Annotated in this window: 16 protein-coding genes; 1 reads left to right on the top strand and 15 read right to left on the bottom strand. The window is 37.3% G+C overall.

What is annotated here, in order from left to right; all coding sequences use genetic code 11:
* Position 1: 1 nt before the first annotated feature.
* The 4 genes from trmD to G7Y57_RS02190 form a co-directional block, all read right to left on the bottom strand.
* On the bottom strand, positions 2-685 hold the full coding sequence (trmD, locus tag G7Y57_RS02205) for a tRNA (guanosine(37)-N1)-methyltransferase TrmD (RefSeq protein WP_165020534.1): 684 nt from the start codon (positions 683-685) through the stop codon (positions 2-4).
* A gap of 97 nt (positions 686-782) precedes the next feature.
* Complete coding sequence (locus G7Y57_RS02200; RefSeq protein ID WP_165020533.1) at positions 783-1,544, bottom strand: SDR family oxidoreductase; 762 nt, start codon at positions 1,542-1,544, stop codon at positions 783-785.
* A gap of 87 nt (positions 1,545-1,631) precedes the next feature.
* Positions 1,632-2,546 carry a DUF3078 domain-containing protein gene (locus G7Y57_RS02195; RefSeq protein ID WP_165020532.1) on the bottom strand — a complete coding sequence of 305 codons (915 nt, stop codon included), beginning with the start codon at positions 2,544-2,546 and terminating at the stop codon, positions 1,632-1,634.
* Between the two features lie 26 nt (positions 2,547-2,572).
* A complete protein-coding gene (locus tag G7Y57_RS02190) occupies positions 2,573-3,502 on the bottom strand; it encodes a glucosaminidase domain-containing protein (protein WP_165020531.1) in 930 nt (309 codons plus the stop codon).
* A 113-nt stretch (positions 3,503-3,615) separates the two neighbouring features.
* Between G7Y57_RS02190 and cdd the strand changes: the two genes are divergently transcribed.
* A complete protein-coding gene (cdd, locus tag G7Y57_RS02185; RefSeq protein WP_165020530.1) occupies positions 3,616-4,095 on the top strand; it encodes a cytidine deaminase in 480 nt (159 codons plus the stop codon).
* 4 nt (positions 4,096-4,099) lie between these two features.
* Here the strand turns inward: cdd and G7Y57_RS02180 are convergent, their stop codons facing one another.
* From G7Y57_RS02180 to G7Y57_RS02130, 11 genes are all read right to left on the bottom strand, one after another.
* On the bottom strand, positions 4,100-4,795 hold the full coding sequence (locus G7Y57_RS02180) for a M48 family metallopeptidase (RefSeq protein ID WP_165020529.1): 696 nt from the start codon (positions 4,793-4,795) through the stop codon (positions 4,100-4,102).
* Positions 4,796-4,860: 65 nt separating this feature from the next.
* Positions 4,861-5,619: a uroporphyrinogen-III synthase gene (locus G7Y57_RS02175; RefSeq protein ID WP_165020528.1), complete on the bottom strand. Its 759-nt coding sequence runs from the start codon at positions 5,617-5,619 to the stop codon at positions 4,861-4,863.
* Positions 5,604-6,524, bottom strand: coding sequence for a DUF4271 domain-containing protein (locus G7Y57_RS02170; RefSeq protein WP_255491309.1), 921 nt, complete (start codon positions 6,522-6,524; stop codon positions 5,604-5,606). The genes G7Y57_RS02175 and G7Y57_RS02170 overlap by 16 nt, the downstream gene beginning before the upstream one ends.
* A 45-nt stretch (positions 6,525-6,569) precedes the next feature.
* Positions 6,570-7,838: a methionine adenosyltransferase gene (gene metK, locus G7Y57_RS02165; RefSeq protein WP_165020527.1), complete on the bottom strand. Its 1,269-nt coding sequence runs from the start codon at positions 7,836-7,838 to the stop codon at positions 6,570-6,572.
* Between the two features lie 213 nt (positions 7,839-8,051).
* A complete protein-coding gene (locus G7Y57_RS02160) occupies positions 8,052-9,671 on the bottom strand; it encodes a tetratricopeptide repeat protein (RefSeq protein ID WP_255491308.1) in 1,620 nt (539 codons plus the stop codon).
* Positions 9,672-9,718: 47 nt separating this feature from the next.
* Complete coding sequence (locus G7Y57_RS02155) at positions 9,719-10,708, bottom strand: PstS family phosphate ABC transporter substrate-binding protein (RefSeq protein ID WP_165020525.1); 990 nt, start codon at positions 10,706-10,708, stop codon at positions 9,719-9,721.
* Positions 10,709-11,036: 328 nt separating this feature from the next.
* The gene (locus G7Y57_RS02150; protein ID WP_165020524.1) at positions 11,037-11,876 is read right to left on the bottom strand and encodes an energy transducer TonB; all 840 of its coding nucleotides are present in this window, start codon (positions 11,874-11,876) and stop codon (positions 11,037-11,039) included.
* A 24-nt stretch (positions 11,877-11,900) separates the two neighbouring features.
* Positions 11,901-12,557 (bottom strand): ExbD/TolR family protein, encoded by a 657-nt coding sequence (locus G7Y57_RS02145; protein ID WP_165020523.1) that lies wholly within the window; start codon positions 12,555-12,557, stop codon positions 11,901-11,903.
* 27 nt (positions 12,558-12,584) lie between these two features.
* A complete protein-coding gene (locus G7Y57_RS02140) occupies positions 12,585-13,193 on the bottom strand; it encodes an ExbD/TolR family protein (RefSeq protein ID WP_165020522.1) in 609 nt (202 codons plus the stop codon).
* 69 nt (positions 13,194-13,262) lie between these two features.
* The gene (locus tag G7Y57_RS02135) at positions 13,263-14,084 is read right to left on the bottom strand and encodes a MotA/TolQ/ExbB proton channel family protein (RefSeq protein ID WP_165020521.1); all 822 of its coding nucleotides are present in this window, start codon (positions 14,082-14,084) and stop codon (positions 13,263-13,265) included.
* A gap of 420 nt (positions 14,085-14,504) precedes the next feature.
* Complete coding sequence (locus G7Y57_RS02130; RefSeq protein WP_165020520.1) at positions 14,505-15,890, bottom strand: aspartate kinase; 1,386 nt, start codon at positions 15,888-15,890, stop codon at positions 14,505-14,507.
* Between the last annotated feature and the right edge of the window lie 89 nt (positions 15,891-15,979).

Raw genomic sequence — 15,979 nt, 5'->3', positions numbered from 1 at the left:
TTTAATATTTTTTATCCAATAGACCAGGGCGCAAACGCTCGGTACGCTCCATAGCCTGTTGCAACTTCCAATCATCTATTTTAGCCTGATGCCCCGATAGTAATATTTCGGGTACTTTCCATCCCTTATATTCTGCCGGACGAGTGTAAACAGGCGGTGCCAATAAATTATCCTGAAAAGAATCAGACAAAGCCGATTGCTCGTCCCCTATTGCTCCCGGTATCAGACGCACAATAGCATCGGCCATCACAGCTGCCGCCAATTCACCTCCGGTAAGAACAAAATCTCCGATAGACACCTCTTTCGTAATAAGATGCTCACGTATACGATAGTCAATTCCTTTATAATGTCCGCAAAGTATAATTATATTTTCATACGAAGACATCTGGTTTGCCATCGGCTGATTGAAAACCTCTCCATCGGGAGAAGTATAGATCACTTCATCATAAACCCGTTGTTTTTTCAGATATGATATTGCATTATCTATCGGCTCTATTTGCATAACCATACCAGCCTCGCCACCAAACGGATAATCGTCTACCTTACGGTGTTTATCGGTTGTATAATCGCGTAAGTTATGGATTACAATCTCTGCCAAACCTTTTTCTTGTGCACGTTTGAGAATCGAGCAATCAATTAATCCGGTAAACATCTGGGGCAGTACGCTTATTATATCTATTCGCATGAGTTCTTTTTATTTAAACACAAAGGTAGGTAAAAAACGAAAAAGAGCATACTTTATTACTAAAGCATACTCTATTCTATATTATAACTGACTTTTCTTATCCTTCTTTATGAAAAATCGTTCCCGTCGCCTGAGCAGTCGGCATCACCAACATATCTTGTATGTCCACATGAGTTGGTTGAGAAACAGCATAAAAAACAGCATTCGCTATATCATCGGCAAAAAGTGGAGTAAATCCTTTATACACCTGATTCGCCCTAGACTCATCACCTTTGAAACGAACCAGTGAAAATTCGGTTTCCACTGCTCCGGGACAAATCTGAGTTACCTTTATATTATAAGGCAATAAATCGATTCGCATTCCCTTGCTTAAAGCATCTACTGCATGTTTGGTTGCACAATAAACATTGCCGTTTGCATAAGAGTCCTTTCCTGCAATAGAACAAAGGTTGATAATATGCCCTGATTTACGCTCTACCATTCCCGGTGTAACAAGGCGTGTTACATAAAGCAAGCCCTTCACATTGGTATCTATCATTCGCTCCCAATCGTCAACGACTCCCTGATGGATAGGATTGAGTCCGACTGCTAAGCCTGCGTTATTGACAAGAATATCGATATCCTTCCATTCCTTCGGTAAATTTGACAATGAATCCTCTACTTCTTTATAAACTCTGACATCAAAATTGAGAGTCAGCACTTTTACTTCCGATTTATCTTGAATTTCTTTTTGTAATTCAGACAAACGATCTGCCCTTCGTCCTGTAATAATCAAATTGCACCCCTCTTGAGCTAATTTAACGGCTATCGCCCTACCAATACCGGATGTCGCTCCTGTTATCAATGCTATTTTCTTCATTAGATTCTAATTTTTATACCAAAGTTAAATAAAAAATGACACTAACCATAGATTAGTGCCATTCATATATCAATCAATTATCTCTCCTTAAAAATTGTAGGCGAGCCCAACTCCTATTACCTCTTTAAACTGCACCCTTGGTCCTCTTGTACTTAATTGCCCTTGTTCGTCAAATGATTTGATCTTAACATCATCATCATATTTCAGGCTGGTACTGATTGTTGCCGACAGGTATTTGTTTATTTTCATATTGATCATCAAATCCCAGTTAATATCAATATTTCCGAAAGAACTGTCATAAGCGGTAAAAAAGTCGGCAACAGTTATTGCACTTACATTCTCCATAAGGGGTCTTTGCGCTCTTATCTTGAAAAAAGCACCCATTTCGGCCATAAAACGATCTCCCGGATCAACGCCAAAAGCACCTATACCTGATAAGAAATCGTCTTCGACGAATGTCAACTTAGTCGCTATAGGCGACATATAAACAGAATATATCTTATTGGGTCTATACTCCAAGCCCACAGATATGTTGGAATAGGCCGGAGCCATAAATTTCGATATATAATTCGTTTTGTCAGGATAATTAAATCCTTTAGCGAATTGAGACCTGAAATCCCCCATCACTGTATAATACCATATATGATCGGTAGAGTATCCTAATTGAGACGAAAATTCGAGCCTGTCAACTGTTTTTTGAGTTCCGGCAGATGCTGTATTATTCAGTCCATATTCGAATGCGAATGTATTTGCGAAAAGCCAATTCCCGCTCTTTCGGTTTAATGATCCGTTAAGGTAAAGATTACCACCAAAAGCATTATCTCCTCCAGCCGCCCAGTTACTGAGGCTCGTTTGCGAGAAGTTTAAACCGCTTATACCTTTCAGATACCATTTGTTGTTTTCCATTTTATCCTTGTTCTCGTCTGCATCTTCCGTCTGCGCCTGCGCATATAGAGCCGACGTAGAAGCAGCAAGTATCAACGCTATTAATAAACGCTTCATCACTTCGATTTCTTTTAGTTCCTAATTTATCTTAATTTAAGGACATCTCCTTCCTCTGGAACGTATTCGAAGTCTTTTTTGTTCATTTTATATAAGTTCTTCACCTTAATTCCGTACAACTGGGATATGCTATGCATAGACTCTCCGACTTGTACTGTATGCTCATAATATGGCTTATCTGCTTTCGATTTCTTTTTCTCGAAATACACCAAGTCTCCTGCTTTCAACGGGAAACCTTCGGGTACTTCGTTGTGCTTATACAAGTCTTTCGGCTTGAAACCAAATTCTACCGCAATAGCTTCATAGGTATCACCATCTTGAGCAAGAACATAGACCAGATTATGTGTTTTGTATGGTGTGTGCTTATAGTTTTGTTGAATGAACCGTTCTTCTTCCTTTTTTATTTTAGAAGCGCTCTTACCTTGACGATCGTGTTGATACAATTCATAGTCTTCTATCAGCTTGATCAACTTATTAGCATAAGCCTTGTCGGTTGCATAACCAGCCTGTTGCAAACCTTTTGCCCAACCTCTATAGTCAGTTATCTCTAAGGCAAAAAGATTCTTATAACGAGGTTTTTCCGCCAAAAAGCGGGAATGATCGTCGTATGATTCCTCTGCCTTCTTATATTTTCTGAAACAATCGTTAGGTGTATCGTCTGCTTTATAAACTTTTTCGCCTTTCCAATCGTTATGACATTTAATACCGAAGTGATTATTAGAACTTTGAGTCAAAGAGCTTTTACCTGCTCCCGATTCTAACAATCCCTGTGCGAGTGTGATACTGGCAGGTATTTTATATTTTTTCATATGATCGATCGCAATCCCTTTGTATGTATCAATATAGTCATCGTATGTTTTATAGCGTTTTGCCTGAGAAAAAGCAGATATGGTTGGCAATAAAATCAGAACCGATAAAACAATCAATTTGGATAAGGCAATCGAAGGATATTTCATATATTTGAGAATATTAAGGCCGAAGACCTATTTATTATTATTTTTAGTATAAATGCAGCAATCTCTTCGTCTTGGAAGTACAACATTCAATATTTTAATATAGACAGTAAATTATGGAAAATTTAAATCTGACAACAAAGATACTAGTTTACAGCTTTGAAGAGTGTAACGAAAACATAAAAAAACTTATAGATAAGGCTAAACTGGCAGCAAAGGATGCTTATGCTCCCTATTCTGAGTTTCATGTAGGAGCGGCAATATTACTCGCGAACGGAAAAATAATAACAGGCAACAATCAGGAGAATGCCGCCTATCCTTCGGGGCTATGCGCCGAGCGAGTAGCCATATTTCATGCCAATTCTCAATATCCTGACATTGCAGTGGAAGCTATTGCCGTTGCAGCATATCATGATGGCGCATATACCGATAATCCTTGTACACCTTGCGGTTCGTGCAGACAGACACTTCTAGAAGTAGAGAATCGCTACAACCATCCGATAAAAATAGTAATGTATGGGAAAAGTAAGATATGTGAAGTGGATTCAATAAAGCGGCTACTACCCTTGAGCTTCGGCAAAAGTTCACTTATTTAAGATATTACCAATTTAATTTGATCGACTTTAGTTCCTGCGTCAAGGCTTTTGCCCTACCTGCCGAAACCTTATCGAGCAGCTTCCAGAATCTGTCGCCATGATTCATTTCTATGGTATGACAAAGCTCATGTAAAATGACAAAGTCAGTCAAATGCTCGGGAATCATCATACAGAAATAAGATAGGTTTATGCTTTTCTTCGAAGAGCAACTTCCCCAGCGCGTACGACTTTTATTTATTTTGACATCAGAATACGTAAAACCATGAGCTTGGGCAAGCTCTTTTACCTTTTGTGGAAATAGTCGCTTTGCTTCGAATCGGAGTGCTTTTTCGATTCCGTTACGAATATTAGACTGCACTTCCGAATCTTCGAAATTACAGTTAGCAGGACACGTAATAGACAAAACGCCACTTTTTAATTTCATGTAATAGTTATCACATGTGTTTTCCCTTAAGTCGAGCTGAAAGCTAATAGCATTAAATTCAGTTTGTGGTGTAAAGATTAATTGAGGTGGTGATTTTTCTTTCAGTTTCAACAATCGTGGTTTCATTTCTCGAACTGCCGCTTCAATAGCCCCCAATCCTACGAAATGAGGATGAGTCAATTGCAAAGCACCATTCTTAGCACGAACAGTAATTTGTTGAGCACGATTGCTCTTTATCAATTTAATTTCACCTAAATCTTCGTCCCAAATTTCCATAAATAAGCATATAAAAAAAGCCTAACCGTAAAGTTAAGCTTTCTCTATTATTATATGTAAATGTTTTATTTACTTTTATGATTTTCTTTTATAAAAGCCTCTAATGCAGCCGTCATCGATGGCATTCCTGGCAGAGGTGCTTCACAGTCGAGACGCAGACCTGCATCGCGTACAGCCTTAGCCGTTGCCGCTCCGAAACATCCGATAGCTATATCTCCCTGCTTGAAGTCTGGTGCATTTTTCTGCAATGATAAAATACCTGCCGGACTAAAAAATATCAACATATCGTAAGACAATATTTCATCCTGAGTAATATTATTACTTACCGTACGATACATGATTGCTTTTGTGTATTCAGCTTTTTTGTCATCCAGCACATTAATGAGATCATCACTATGCACATCCGATACCGGAACTATAAACTTTTCTTTATTATGCTTGGTCAGCGCTGTTGCCAAACCATCCATTTTACCCGTAGCACTAAAGAAAATTTTACGTTTTCTATATACTATATATTTTTGCAAATACAAAGCTACCGACTCTGATATACAGAAGTATTTCATCGTCTCGGGCATTGGTATCCTTAGTTCCTCACATAGAGAGAAAAAGTGATCTATTGCCACTTTAGCTGTAAACACTACAGCAGAATAATCTTGTATATTGATACGCTGTTGCCTAAATTCTTTTGCATCCAAACCATCCACTCTTATGAATGGACGAAAATCCATTTGCAAATGATATTTTTCCGCGATGTCAAAATATGGCGATTTCTCTGTTTGAGGTGCCGGTTGCGACACCAATATTTTTTTTACTTTAAGAGCCATAGTACATTTAATACATCAAATCTATATAAATAAACCAACCCCAGCGCTAAAAACACATAAGGTAATATTTCGATAGTGCAAAGGTAGGCAATCAAATACAAAAAGTTAAATTTTTCGGATATAAAATAGATTATTATCCTATAAAAAAGTATTATTTGAGATATTAGAAATAAAATTAACATAAATCCGATAACAAAAAAGTGCCAATATTCCGAATAAATAAGCACCAACGTCGGCAGAAAGAACAGTATACCTAATAACTCAAATACAACAATATAGGTCCGAATCCAAGACAACGCGAGAGACTTGGCGTCAAATACATATCCCATAAATTTATATAAGTGAATCTTCAATTGAAGGAAAATGGATATTAACACTATAAAGGAAGCTATTGTTATAAAAGGTGTCTGCGATTCCCTGCCCAATGGACTATATTCCATAAATACATCATACAAGCAAATAGAGATTAGCACTATTGCCTGAAAAATAAGAAAATAGGAATAGAAAATCTCTTTTACCGTAGTTTGACGGTGCACCCTATAGCTTTTTTCGGAAGAGAAAATTAAACGTATATTTTCTTTCAGAAAATTAAAACCTCCATTGTATAAGTGGGCAAAGAACAGAAAACACAACAGGAGAAGTCCGAAGACACCATCTGTCTGTTCCAATGCGAATGGCAGCAAGCTTCCCTCGTGACCTTTATTATTAGTCGAGTCGCCTTTACTTGTGTAATAATATGGCAATCCATCCTTCGACAGGCTTGCTGTATCACCCATACTCACTTGCCTAAGACGGTAAAAGTCTAAGTGAAGAGAATCCTGCATCGCAACACGAGTTCCATCACTAACATCAATATATGAGATCGAATCTTTAACCAATGTATTAGACGAGATAAGAAAAGGCACATACCTGTTAGAAATCTACAGGGATGTACCTTTTTATATTATTTATTATAAATTAAATTCTTTCTTAATAGCATCTACATAGTCTAACTTCTCCCATGTAAACAACTCCACTTCACGGATAATACCCTTAGGATTATAACGAGATTTGAATTCTTTGGTTACAATCTGGGGCTCTCGTCCCATATGACCATAAGCAGCTGTTTCCGAATAGATAGGATTACGAAGTTTTAAGCGCTCTTCGATTGCTTTTGGACGCATATCGAACATACGGTCTATTACTTTCGCAATTTCTCCATCTGCCATAGCGACATTACTCTTACCATAAGTATTTACATAAATATTCATAGGCTTAGCAACACCGATCGCATATGAAACTTGAACCAGCACTTCTGATGAAACACCTGCAGCCACTAAGTTTTTAGCAATATGACGAGCTGCGTAAGCAGCCGAACGGTCTACTTTAGATGGATCTTTACCTGAAAAAGCACCACCTCCATGAGCACCTTTTCCACCATAAGTATCCACAATAATCTTCCGCCCTGTCAAACCAGAATCACCGTGAGGTCCTCCTATTACAAAACGACCTGTAGGATTGACATGATATGTAATATCATCTGTAAACAGGCTTATCACATCTTCTCTGGTCTTATATTTAGACTTTACACGTGGAACCAGAATATTTATTACATCATTCTTAATCTGACTTTGCATAGTAACATCATCAGCAAAATCATCATGTTGTGTAGAAATAACGATCGTATCTATACGCAAGGGGGTTCCATTGTCATCATATTCGATCGTAACCTGCGATTTAGCATCAGGACGTAAGTAAGGCATCAAATGAAGCTCATTCTTGCGTATAGCTGCCAATTCGAAAAGCAATGCATGGGACAAATCCAATGCAAGAGGCATATAGTTATCAGTCTCGTTAGTTGCGTAGCCGAACATCATCCCCTGGTCTCCGGCCCCTTGATCCATTGGATCGATTCGTCCGTCAACTCCTCTGTTTATATCGTCCGATTGTTCATGTATAGCAGATAGTACACCACACGATTTAGCTTCGAACTGATACTCACTTTTGGTATAACCGATACGTTCTATTACTTTACGAGCTGTCTCTTGAATATCTATATATGCTTTTGACTTAACCTCTCCGGCTAATACGACCTGACCTGTTGTTACAAGGGTTTCGCAAGCTACTTTCGATTCGGCATCGTATGCCAGAAATTCGTCTAATAAAGAGTCTGATATTTGATCAGCTACTTTATCCGGGTGTCCCTCCGAAACGGATTCAGAAGTAAATAAATAACTCATTTTAATCAATTTATCTAATTAAAAAAAGGAAAGATAATATGCGCAGCTTGCATAAAATGGTTTAGCATTTTTTTTATGTGGTTGCAATCATACAAATCCCTCCACGAAATTTGATACAAAGATAGAACTTTTTATACAGATGGACACATATCTACAAAAAAAGAGTTCGCACAATGTTGTGCGAACTCTTAATATTTATAAATTTCAGTTCTTTTATTTTACAACTTCAAGCAACTGCAAACCAACAGAGTTTTCCGGATCTAGTTCCAGTAGCTTTTCACAATTAAGTTTTGTATTCGCTTTTGCTTCTGCGCTTCCTGTTGCATCAAACTGTACATAATAATAGTAAGCTAAATATCGGTAAGCTTCAATTAACTCTCTAGTATTCTCACCATCATTTTTAGCTGTGATAATTCTTACAGTTTCATCATAATATGGTTTCGCCAAACCTTGTATAGTCTCAGGGTCAAGTGATGCATTCGTGCGGGCTCTCCACAGGTTACCCAAGTGGCTTTCAGGTATACGCTCTGCAACAATAGCAAAAGCAGCATCAGCGTCCTTAAACATAGCAGGAGCTTGGGCTGTTAGAGTAGAATCTTTGGATGCAGCTGTTCCTGCCATATAATAATAACGACCTAGTTGGAAGAAATCAGATGCTTCTGCTTTCTCTCCCATAAGTTCGATATATTTTTTATAAAACTCTGCAGCTTCTGCATTCATTGATTCGTTTGCTAAGATAATAGCAATCTCTTTATTCAATTCTATTTTAGAAGGATCTAACTCTATTGCTTTTTTGTATTGAGCAATAGCATCTATTTTTTGACCAGCCTCACTTAGAATATTACCATAAGTCATATAATCCTGAACGATATATTTTGCTGTATCTCTTGGAATACTGAAGAACTTTTGACCAACAGCCATACCTTCGTCATATTCTTTCAATTCGTTATCGCTATACATCAATAGACGATTTAGCACGAAATTGTCAGCCTCACGACCAAGACCTTCATTGATAACAGTTACAGCATCGCCATAATTTTTAGAAAAATATTGAGCTGCTGCAAGATCAATAATATCAGCAACAGTATAGTCGCCAGCGCTAAAGTATTCTTTATATGCAGCTATTGCTTCAGCATAAAAACCATTTGCATAATACAATTTCCCTAGATATCTGTAAGTAATTTTATAATCCGGACGGATTGCAGTTACTTTCTTAAGCATTCCTATTGCTGTAGTAGGATTGATAGACTCATAAACCCTAGCCCCTTTAACATAAGCTAATACACAATTAGGATCAAAGTTGATCGCCTGATCGTATTGCATAGCTGCATCACCGGCTTTACCAGCTTTTGCTAAAAGATCTCCTTCAAAAATATAGATGTACGGAGATTTTTTATTTGCCTTACGGGCATCTTCTACTTTTGCAGTAGCTTTTTCAGTCATTCCATTATCTGAATATGCTTTAGCTATTGCAAGAATAACAGAAACGTCTTTTTTATTTTTCTTAAAAATTTCAGATAATTGATCTTCTGCTACTTTTGTATTAGATTTCAATTCTAATTTAGCCAAACCAATTGCATTGAAAGCAGATAGTGGATCAGCGGCCAAACCTTTTTCGAAGTTGGTTTTAGCTTCTGTCATATTACCTTCAAGAAAAGCTATTTCACCCAAATAATAATAGGACTCAGCGGGTGTTTGTCCAATATTCTTTGTAAAATACTCTTTCGCTAATTTTATCTCTCCCAACGCAAAGTAATCTGCACCCGGGCTATTTTGAGCAAATGCTGTCAAGCTAATTGCCAAACTTAATAATGAACTTAATAAATACTTCATCTTCATACTGTCTTATATATATTTAGATTAATTTGTTTATGCTAATATTATTTTACAAACCCAGGATTTGCACGTATCAATCGCATCGGACGAGTTGCGGGCAACAGTCCTGCTTTTGTAATCATACGTTGTCCCTGATCACCAGCAACAAAGGTAACAAAACCTGATGTTAAACCACCGCTAACATCCGAAATTATTACATAAATATCTCTGGTTAGTGGATACTTTCCTAATGCAAGTTGATACGGATAAGGCTTATAGCTATCCTTCACTGTCGCTTTTTCTTCTTTGCTAACAGACATTACCCTTACATTATTTATAAAGCTAAGATTAGTGGTATCCGACGGATTACTAATCCAGTTCACACCAATTATACCGAGAGCATTAGGGGTAGATGCCACGTAGTCAATCACCATCTGATTAGGTGTGCGTTCCGAATTTATATCAATTGTTTGCTGTGCGTCTTCTGCCCGTGCCCGTAGGTTAGAACCTAAAGGTACGTCTCCGCAGATAGAATCTTTTATATATCGAACCATGCTCGAATTTGGACTATCGAAGGCAATGGCAATATCTCCTAATGAAGAACCGGGGCGGAGTTCATTCCATGTACGAACTTCTCCGGTAAATATTTTTTTCAAATCGGCTACAGAAACAAGTGTATCTGTATTAGCCTTGTTTACAATGATAGCAATACCATCTGTTGCTATTTTTTGAGACCGAGGAGTACGTTGCCGGTCTTTTATTACATTTATCTCGTTTTGCGTCAGTTCGCGTGCAGCGATAATCAACCGCAAGCTATCTTTCATAAATAAATCAAACATTCCTATTTCACTTGTATATAAAGGAATGATTGTAGCATCAGGATTCAGTGCTTCAAAAACATCTACCTGCTGTTGTATAATGGGTGCAAAACACTCATCTACGGCTATTTCGGCAATACCGCTGGTAAGCGTATCAGTCCGTGTTATTTTTCTTCTATCACCACAGGATGATAAGAGAATGATTATTGTGCAAAAAATAATACTTAGCTTTTTCATTATAATAAAATTATATTTATAAAATCTTAATCTGAAAAATTACAATGACTTCCACATTCTATATCCCCTAAACAATCCATAGACAAAGAACAGCACGCCCATTATAATACGAATAATCAAAGATACGTTCGCAAATATAGGAGTGAATACAAGTAGTACAGCGACACACAGGTAAAAGAATACCATTAGTAGACTCCATACGATTCTAAAGGAAAATTTGTTTTGTTTCATCTCTATTATTTAAAAAGAAGAGAAGAGGTTTTTAGTCCAACTTCTCTTCTTTACTAAGTTTTATGTTTTGCAATAAATACCTCAAGAAGAGTATTTATTATTGTCTTAACTTAAATACAATCGGAAGTGTAAAATATACTGGTACATTCAAACCATTTTGTTTTCCAGGAATCCAGTTTGGCATCGCTTTTACAACCCTTACTGCTTCTTTATCACAAGAAGGATCGATACCACGGATAACTGTTACATCCGAAATTGCACCTGTTTTAGTTACAACGAAACGAATAGTTACACGACCTTGAACACCTGTTTCTTGTGCAACAACAGGATATTTTAGGTTCTCGTTAATAAACTTATGCATTTCCATTTCGCCTCCAGGGAACGTTGGCATTTGTTCAACTGTAACAAATGGCTTGTCAGTGTCTACTTTTTGCTCAACAATTACTTTATGTTCCTTTAGTTCGGCAATATCAACACCATGCTTATCGTCCGTACCTTTCACGTCAGCCACAGAGATAGTGATCTTAGTTGTTGTCAAATCTTCTTGAGACTTCATCAACTTATCTTCATCAATCTTGTCATCTTCTGTGATAACAGGAGGTGTAAACTTCACTGTTGTTTTCAACGGTGGTGGCGGTGGTGCAGTCTCCTGCTTAATCAGGTTCTCTTGTTGTACTTGTTCTTCAACAGGTATATTCGACATTGCAAAAGTGTCTTCCATCGGACCAAGATCGTCTTTCGCTGTAAGATTTTTCACAACACCGATTAGCCCTGGCAACGCTGCGACAAACGTAGCGAACAGAAGCATTACAATAAATGCCGCGATGTGTCTTTTTGAAGAACTTTGACGAAGTCTATAAGCACCATACTGCTTGTTTTTTCCTTCAAAGACTACATCACACCATTCGCCTGAATTCAAATTTATGTCTTTTCCCATAATTTTCTTCTTTTAATAATGTGATTACTTCGGAGTTGCAGCTTGAGCGCCATAAGCACCTTTCGTTTTCAAGTTCTCGATTAAGAATTGATCGCCTTCGGCCATATCAACAATTGCATATTTGCCGATACTGCAAATTTGCATTTCGTCTAAAGCATCAACCAGATTCTCGTATGTTGCATCGCTTGTCGGCTTAATTACAACAATCATAGACTCTTTATCATTCTTAATTTCACTTGCTTGTTTCTTAAAGTCTTCATCGGACATTCTTTTATTTTCACGTTTTTCACGCTTCAGCTCAGTCATTTTTTGAACAGCTGCCGCATTACGTTCTAAAAGAATTCCACGAATACCTTCGGGAGAATAATCAGTCTCTTTCAACGATGTGTAATCTTCATATTTAGGTTTTCCAAAGTAATAATATACTTTATCATTTTCACCTAGCAAAAGAGTCACCGTCTTAGACTCAGGAACTTTATCTTTCTCTTCTTCTGTTAAGTTCTCATCATTGGTAGGCATCGCAATATCCATGATCTGCGGCTTACTCAATGTTGTACAAAACATAAAGAAGGTTATCAATAACATATTCATATCAACCATCGGAGTAAAGTCTACTCGTAGGTTTAGCTTTTGGGGTTTGCCTTTTTTCTTTTCGCCGCCACCGGTTTGTACTTCTGACATAATCTTATTCTTTTTAGTTTTTGATTATTATAGGCCTTCCGGCATTCCCCTAAGAGTGGTTATAAGACTATATCTGTTTTCTTTCAATTCGATCAAAGTTTTCATCACACCATCCACTAATGGATATGGAGTCGACTGATCTGCTTTGATAGCGATAGATGCGTCCTCATTTACTTCCCTAAAATGTTTTACCCAACGTGATAGTTGATTATTTGTACTATCTGTAGGCACCCCAAAATTTTTAATCTCAGCACTCTGCTCATCCATTGGTAAGTTCAACAAGCCAGACATTCTATTCATAGGAACCCCAACATGGGTCAATTCTACAAAAGATTTTATTTGTTTGTCGTCAAACGTAATACCATAATCCTGCCCCATCAACTTCAATACTGCAACCTTATTCTCAGGTCTGTCCATGTTTAAAAACACTTTGCCCTGCGGATCGATTAGTATTGTTAAAACGTCGTTTTCAGGAATCTTTACCTCAGACACGGATGCCGGAGTCAAAACCTGTACGGGTTCTTTTGGTAAAAATGTTGATGTAAGCATGAAGAATGTAAGCAGGAGCACAGTAACGTCACTCATCGCCGTCATGTCGATAAACGTATCCTGTTTTTTAACCTTTACTTTAGCCATATCTTCTCTTTGTTTTCTTATTAGAGTAGAATCTCATAGAAATTCCACAAATTAATCTAAAAATATTAATTATTTAGACAAACCTCCGTGAGTTTGAGTATAAGTTTGACCAACAGCGAAGCCAACTTCGTCTACTGCATTGGTCATTTCTTCTACTCTACCAGAGAAATAAGAATAAGAGATGATAGCTAACGCACCTGTACCGATACCCATTGCTGTATTCATTAGGGCCTCAGAAATACCTAGTGCCAGTGCTGTTGAATCTGGTGATCCCTCGCTACTCATAGCTTGGAAAGACTTGATCATACCTAGTACTGTTCCTAATAGTCCGAACAATGTACCCAATGAAGAGATTGTTGCAATGATCGATAGGTTTTGTTGTAGGTAAGGAAGCTCTAATGTAGTAGCTTCTTCTATTTCCTTTTGGATAATAGCAGCTTTTTCGTCGTTATGAAGATCTGTAAGTTTCTCTACATCTTCATATCTAACAAGACCTGCTTTTAGGATGTTAGCAACTGAACCTTTTTGCTCATCGCAAAGTTTTGCAGCTCCAGCGATGTCGCCAGCAGCTAATTTAGTTTTAGCATTTAAGATAAACTTAGACGTGCTTCCTTTACCGCTTGCTCTGTTCAATGCAAAGAATCTCTCAACAGAAAGAACAAGTACAGTAAGAAGCAATGTGATTACACAAGGTATCACATACCCCCCTTGGTATAAAATTCCGAAAACATTACCTGGAAGTGGATGCCCTTTTTCGTCGAAACCGCTAGGATTTCCACAAACAAAGATGAAAAAGCAGAATGCTACAATAGCACAGCCAACAATTACAATCGCAGCTGAAACGCCTTTTGATCTAGGCTTTTGTTTTGGTTGTTGTCTCTTAGTTTCCATAGTGATAATAAATAAATTAAGTTTAGTGAATTAATTTTTAATTTTCAAATTTATAATATTTGTTTATACAATATTTATTCTAAATCCAGTAAAAATGGCGTAAATAGTGTTTGTACAAGCGTACAAATATACAAATCCATTTTATCTTTCAAAGATTTTTATATATTAAAAATACACATCGATATACCTTTCTTTTAATCAGAACGCTCGGCATCTCGTTTTATTCGTCTAAAATAAAGAATTTTAGATAGAAAAACATCCTAATGAGACAAAAAGATTATATTTTGTTATGGAATGTCTAAAATGATTAGAAGTGTTCCACGATGGTATTAAAGTATCTATTTTGCTATATTCAGTTAGCAAAAATAGAATTTAAATTTATTATTTACAATAAAAAAAATATTAAAATACTATTTCGCCTTATTTATCGAGGCACAATTCGTCGTTTAGAGCTATAACAGCGCTTTTATAGTGTTCTCTCTTAATAACAAACTGCATATTTACCTGACGAAGCGACTGTGCAAAACTTTCGACATTGATACCTTGTTCGAACAGAGCTTTAGATGCTCTGTATAAGAATCCCGGCATTGCAATATTAGTCCCCATCACACACACCAACGCTACGCGCTCCGAAATAACACGGTAAAAGGCCTGCTCAAGACTAGCTATCAACTCACGAGACTTATAATTATCCCAGACTACCATTGTAATCGAGTTAGCATTGGTCGATTTTAGTATATAGCTTACTCCAAATTTAGAAAACATCTGCATGATACGTAAGTCGAAACCAACCTCACCGACCATCATAGGATCATGTATCTCGATGGCTAATACTTTATCTGTACCAGATACTATTTCTATTTTTGGAATTTCAGAAACATATTCTTTCGTTATTATAGTCCCAGGGTGCTCCGATTCGAATGTGTTTTTTATACGAATATTGATATTCGCCAACTCGAGCGGCTTTGCAGCCTGAGGATGAATAGCTTCCATACCTATATCCGCCAACTGGTCGGCAATAACATAATTGGTATAGCCCACCGGAACAACTTTATCGACCCCAACAATATTAGGATCGGCACTCGATAAGTGGTATTCTTTATGTATAATTGCTTCATTAGCGTGAACCTCTACCGCGATTTTACTGAATGTAACTTCAGTGTATCCTCTGTCGAAAGCACGCATAATACCTTCTGTCCCCTTTGTATAACCTGTTGCAATACAAAGATCTTTACCGAAGTCTATATCTTTAAATGCACGATGAATACGTTCATCTATAGTAAGTGGCAACGAGTCGTTGAATCCACACAGGTCGATAAACCTTGCCGATATACCACTATTATTCAAAATATTAACAGAGTTCCATGCCGAATGAGCCTCACCCACTGACGCCAATATTTCGCGCGCCGCCAAACAGATATCGTCAGCATTGACATAACCCGAAGCCAATACTTTACTTAGGCTATGCAACATCGTTTTAGCCTGCTTGATACGATAGGTAATAAACTCACGAGCTTCAGCCAGATTCAAACCGATACTTTCGAATCCGTCATTAATAAGGAGAAGGCGCTGACACAAGCTATCCAAACCTATACTGTAATCGGCATTTTCGAGAAATTGAACATAAACTCCCGGCTCACCCGTTTTTTTATGTTCGAGCAACCAATTGGTCACATTATTATATGCTGATACCACGAATATACGATTGTATAGTTCTTCCGGTTTTCTCTTTCCTACAATTACATTATCCAATACATCCTTGAACTGAGACATAGATGTCCCACCAATTTTTTCTACAGTTAGCATTTCTCTCGTTAGGTTTGACTTATATTGACTAGCAAAAATAATAAAATAATCTAAAACCGAATACCCTTATAAACATTTGTTAGCATAAC

It is taken from the genome of Dysgonomonas sp. ZJ279 (genome assembly GCF_011039205.1).
Taxonomy (GTDB): Bacteria; Bacteroidota; Bacteroidia; order Bacteroidales; family Dysgonomonadaceae; genus Dysgonomonas.
The sequence above is the reverse complement of the archived record's forward strand: the minus strand, read 5'-3'. Positions and strand labels throughout refer to the sequence as shown.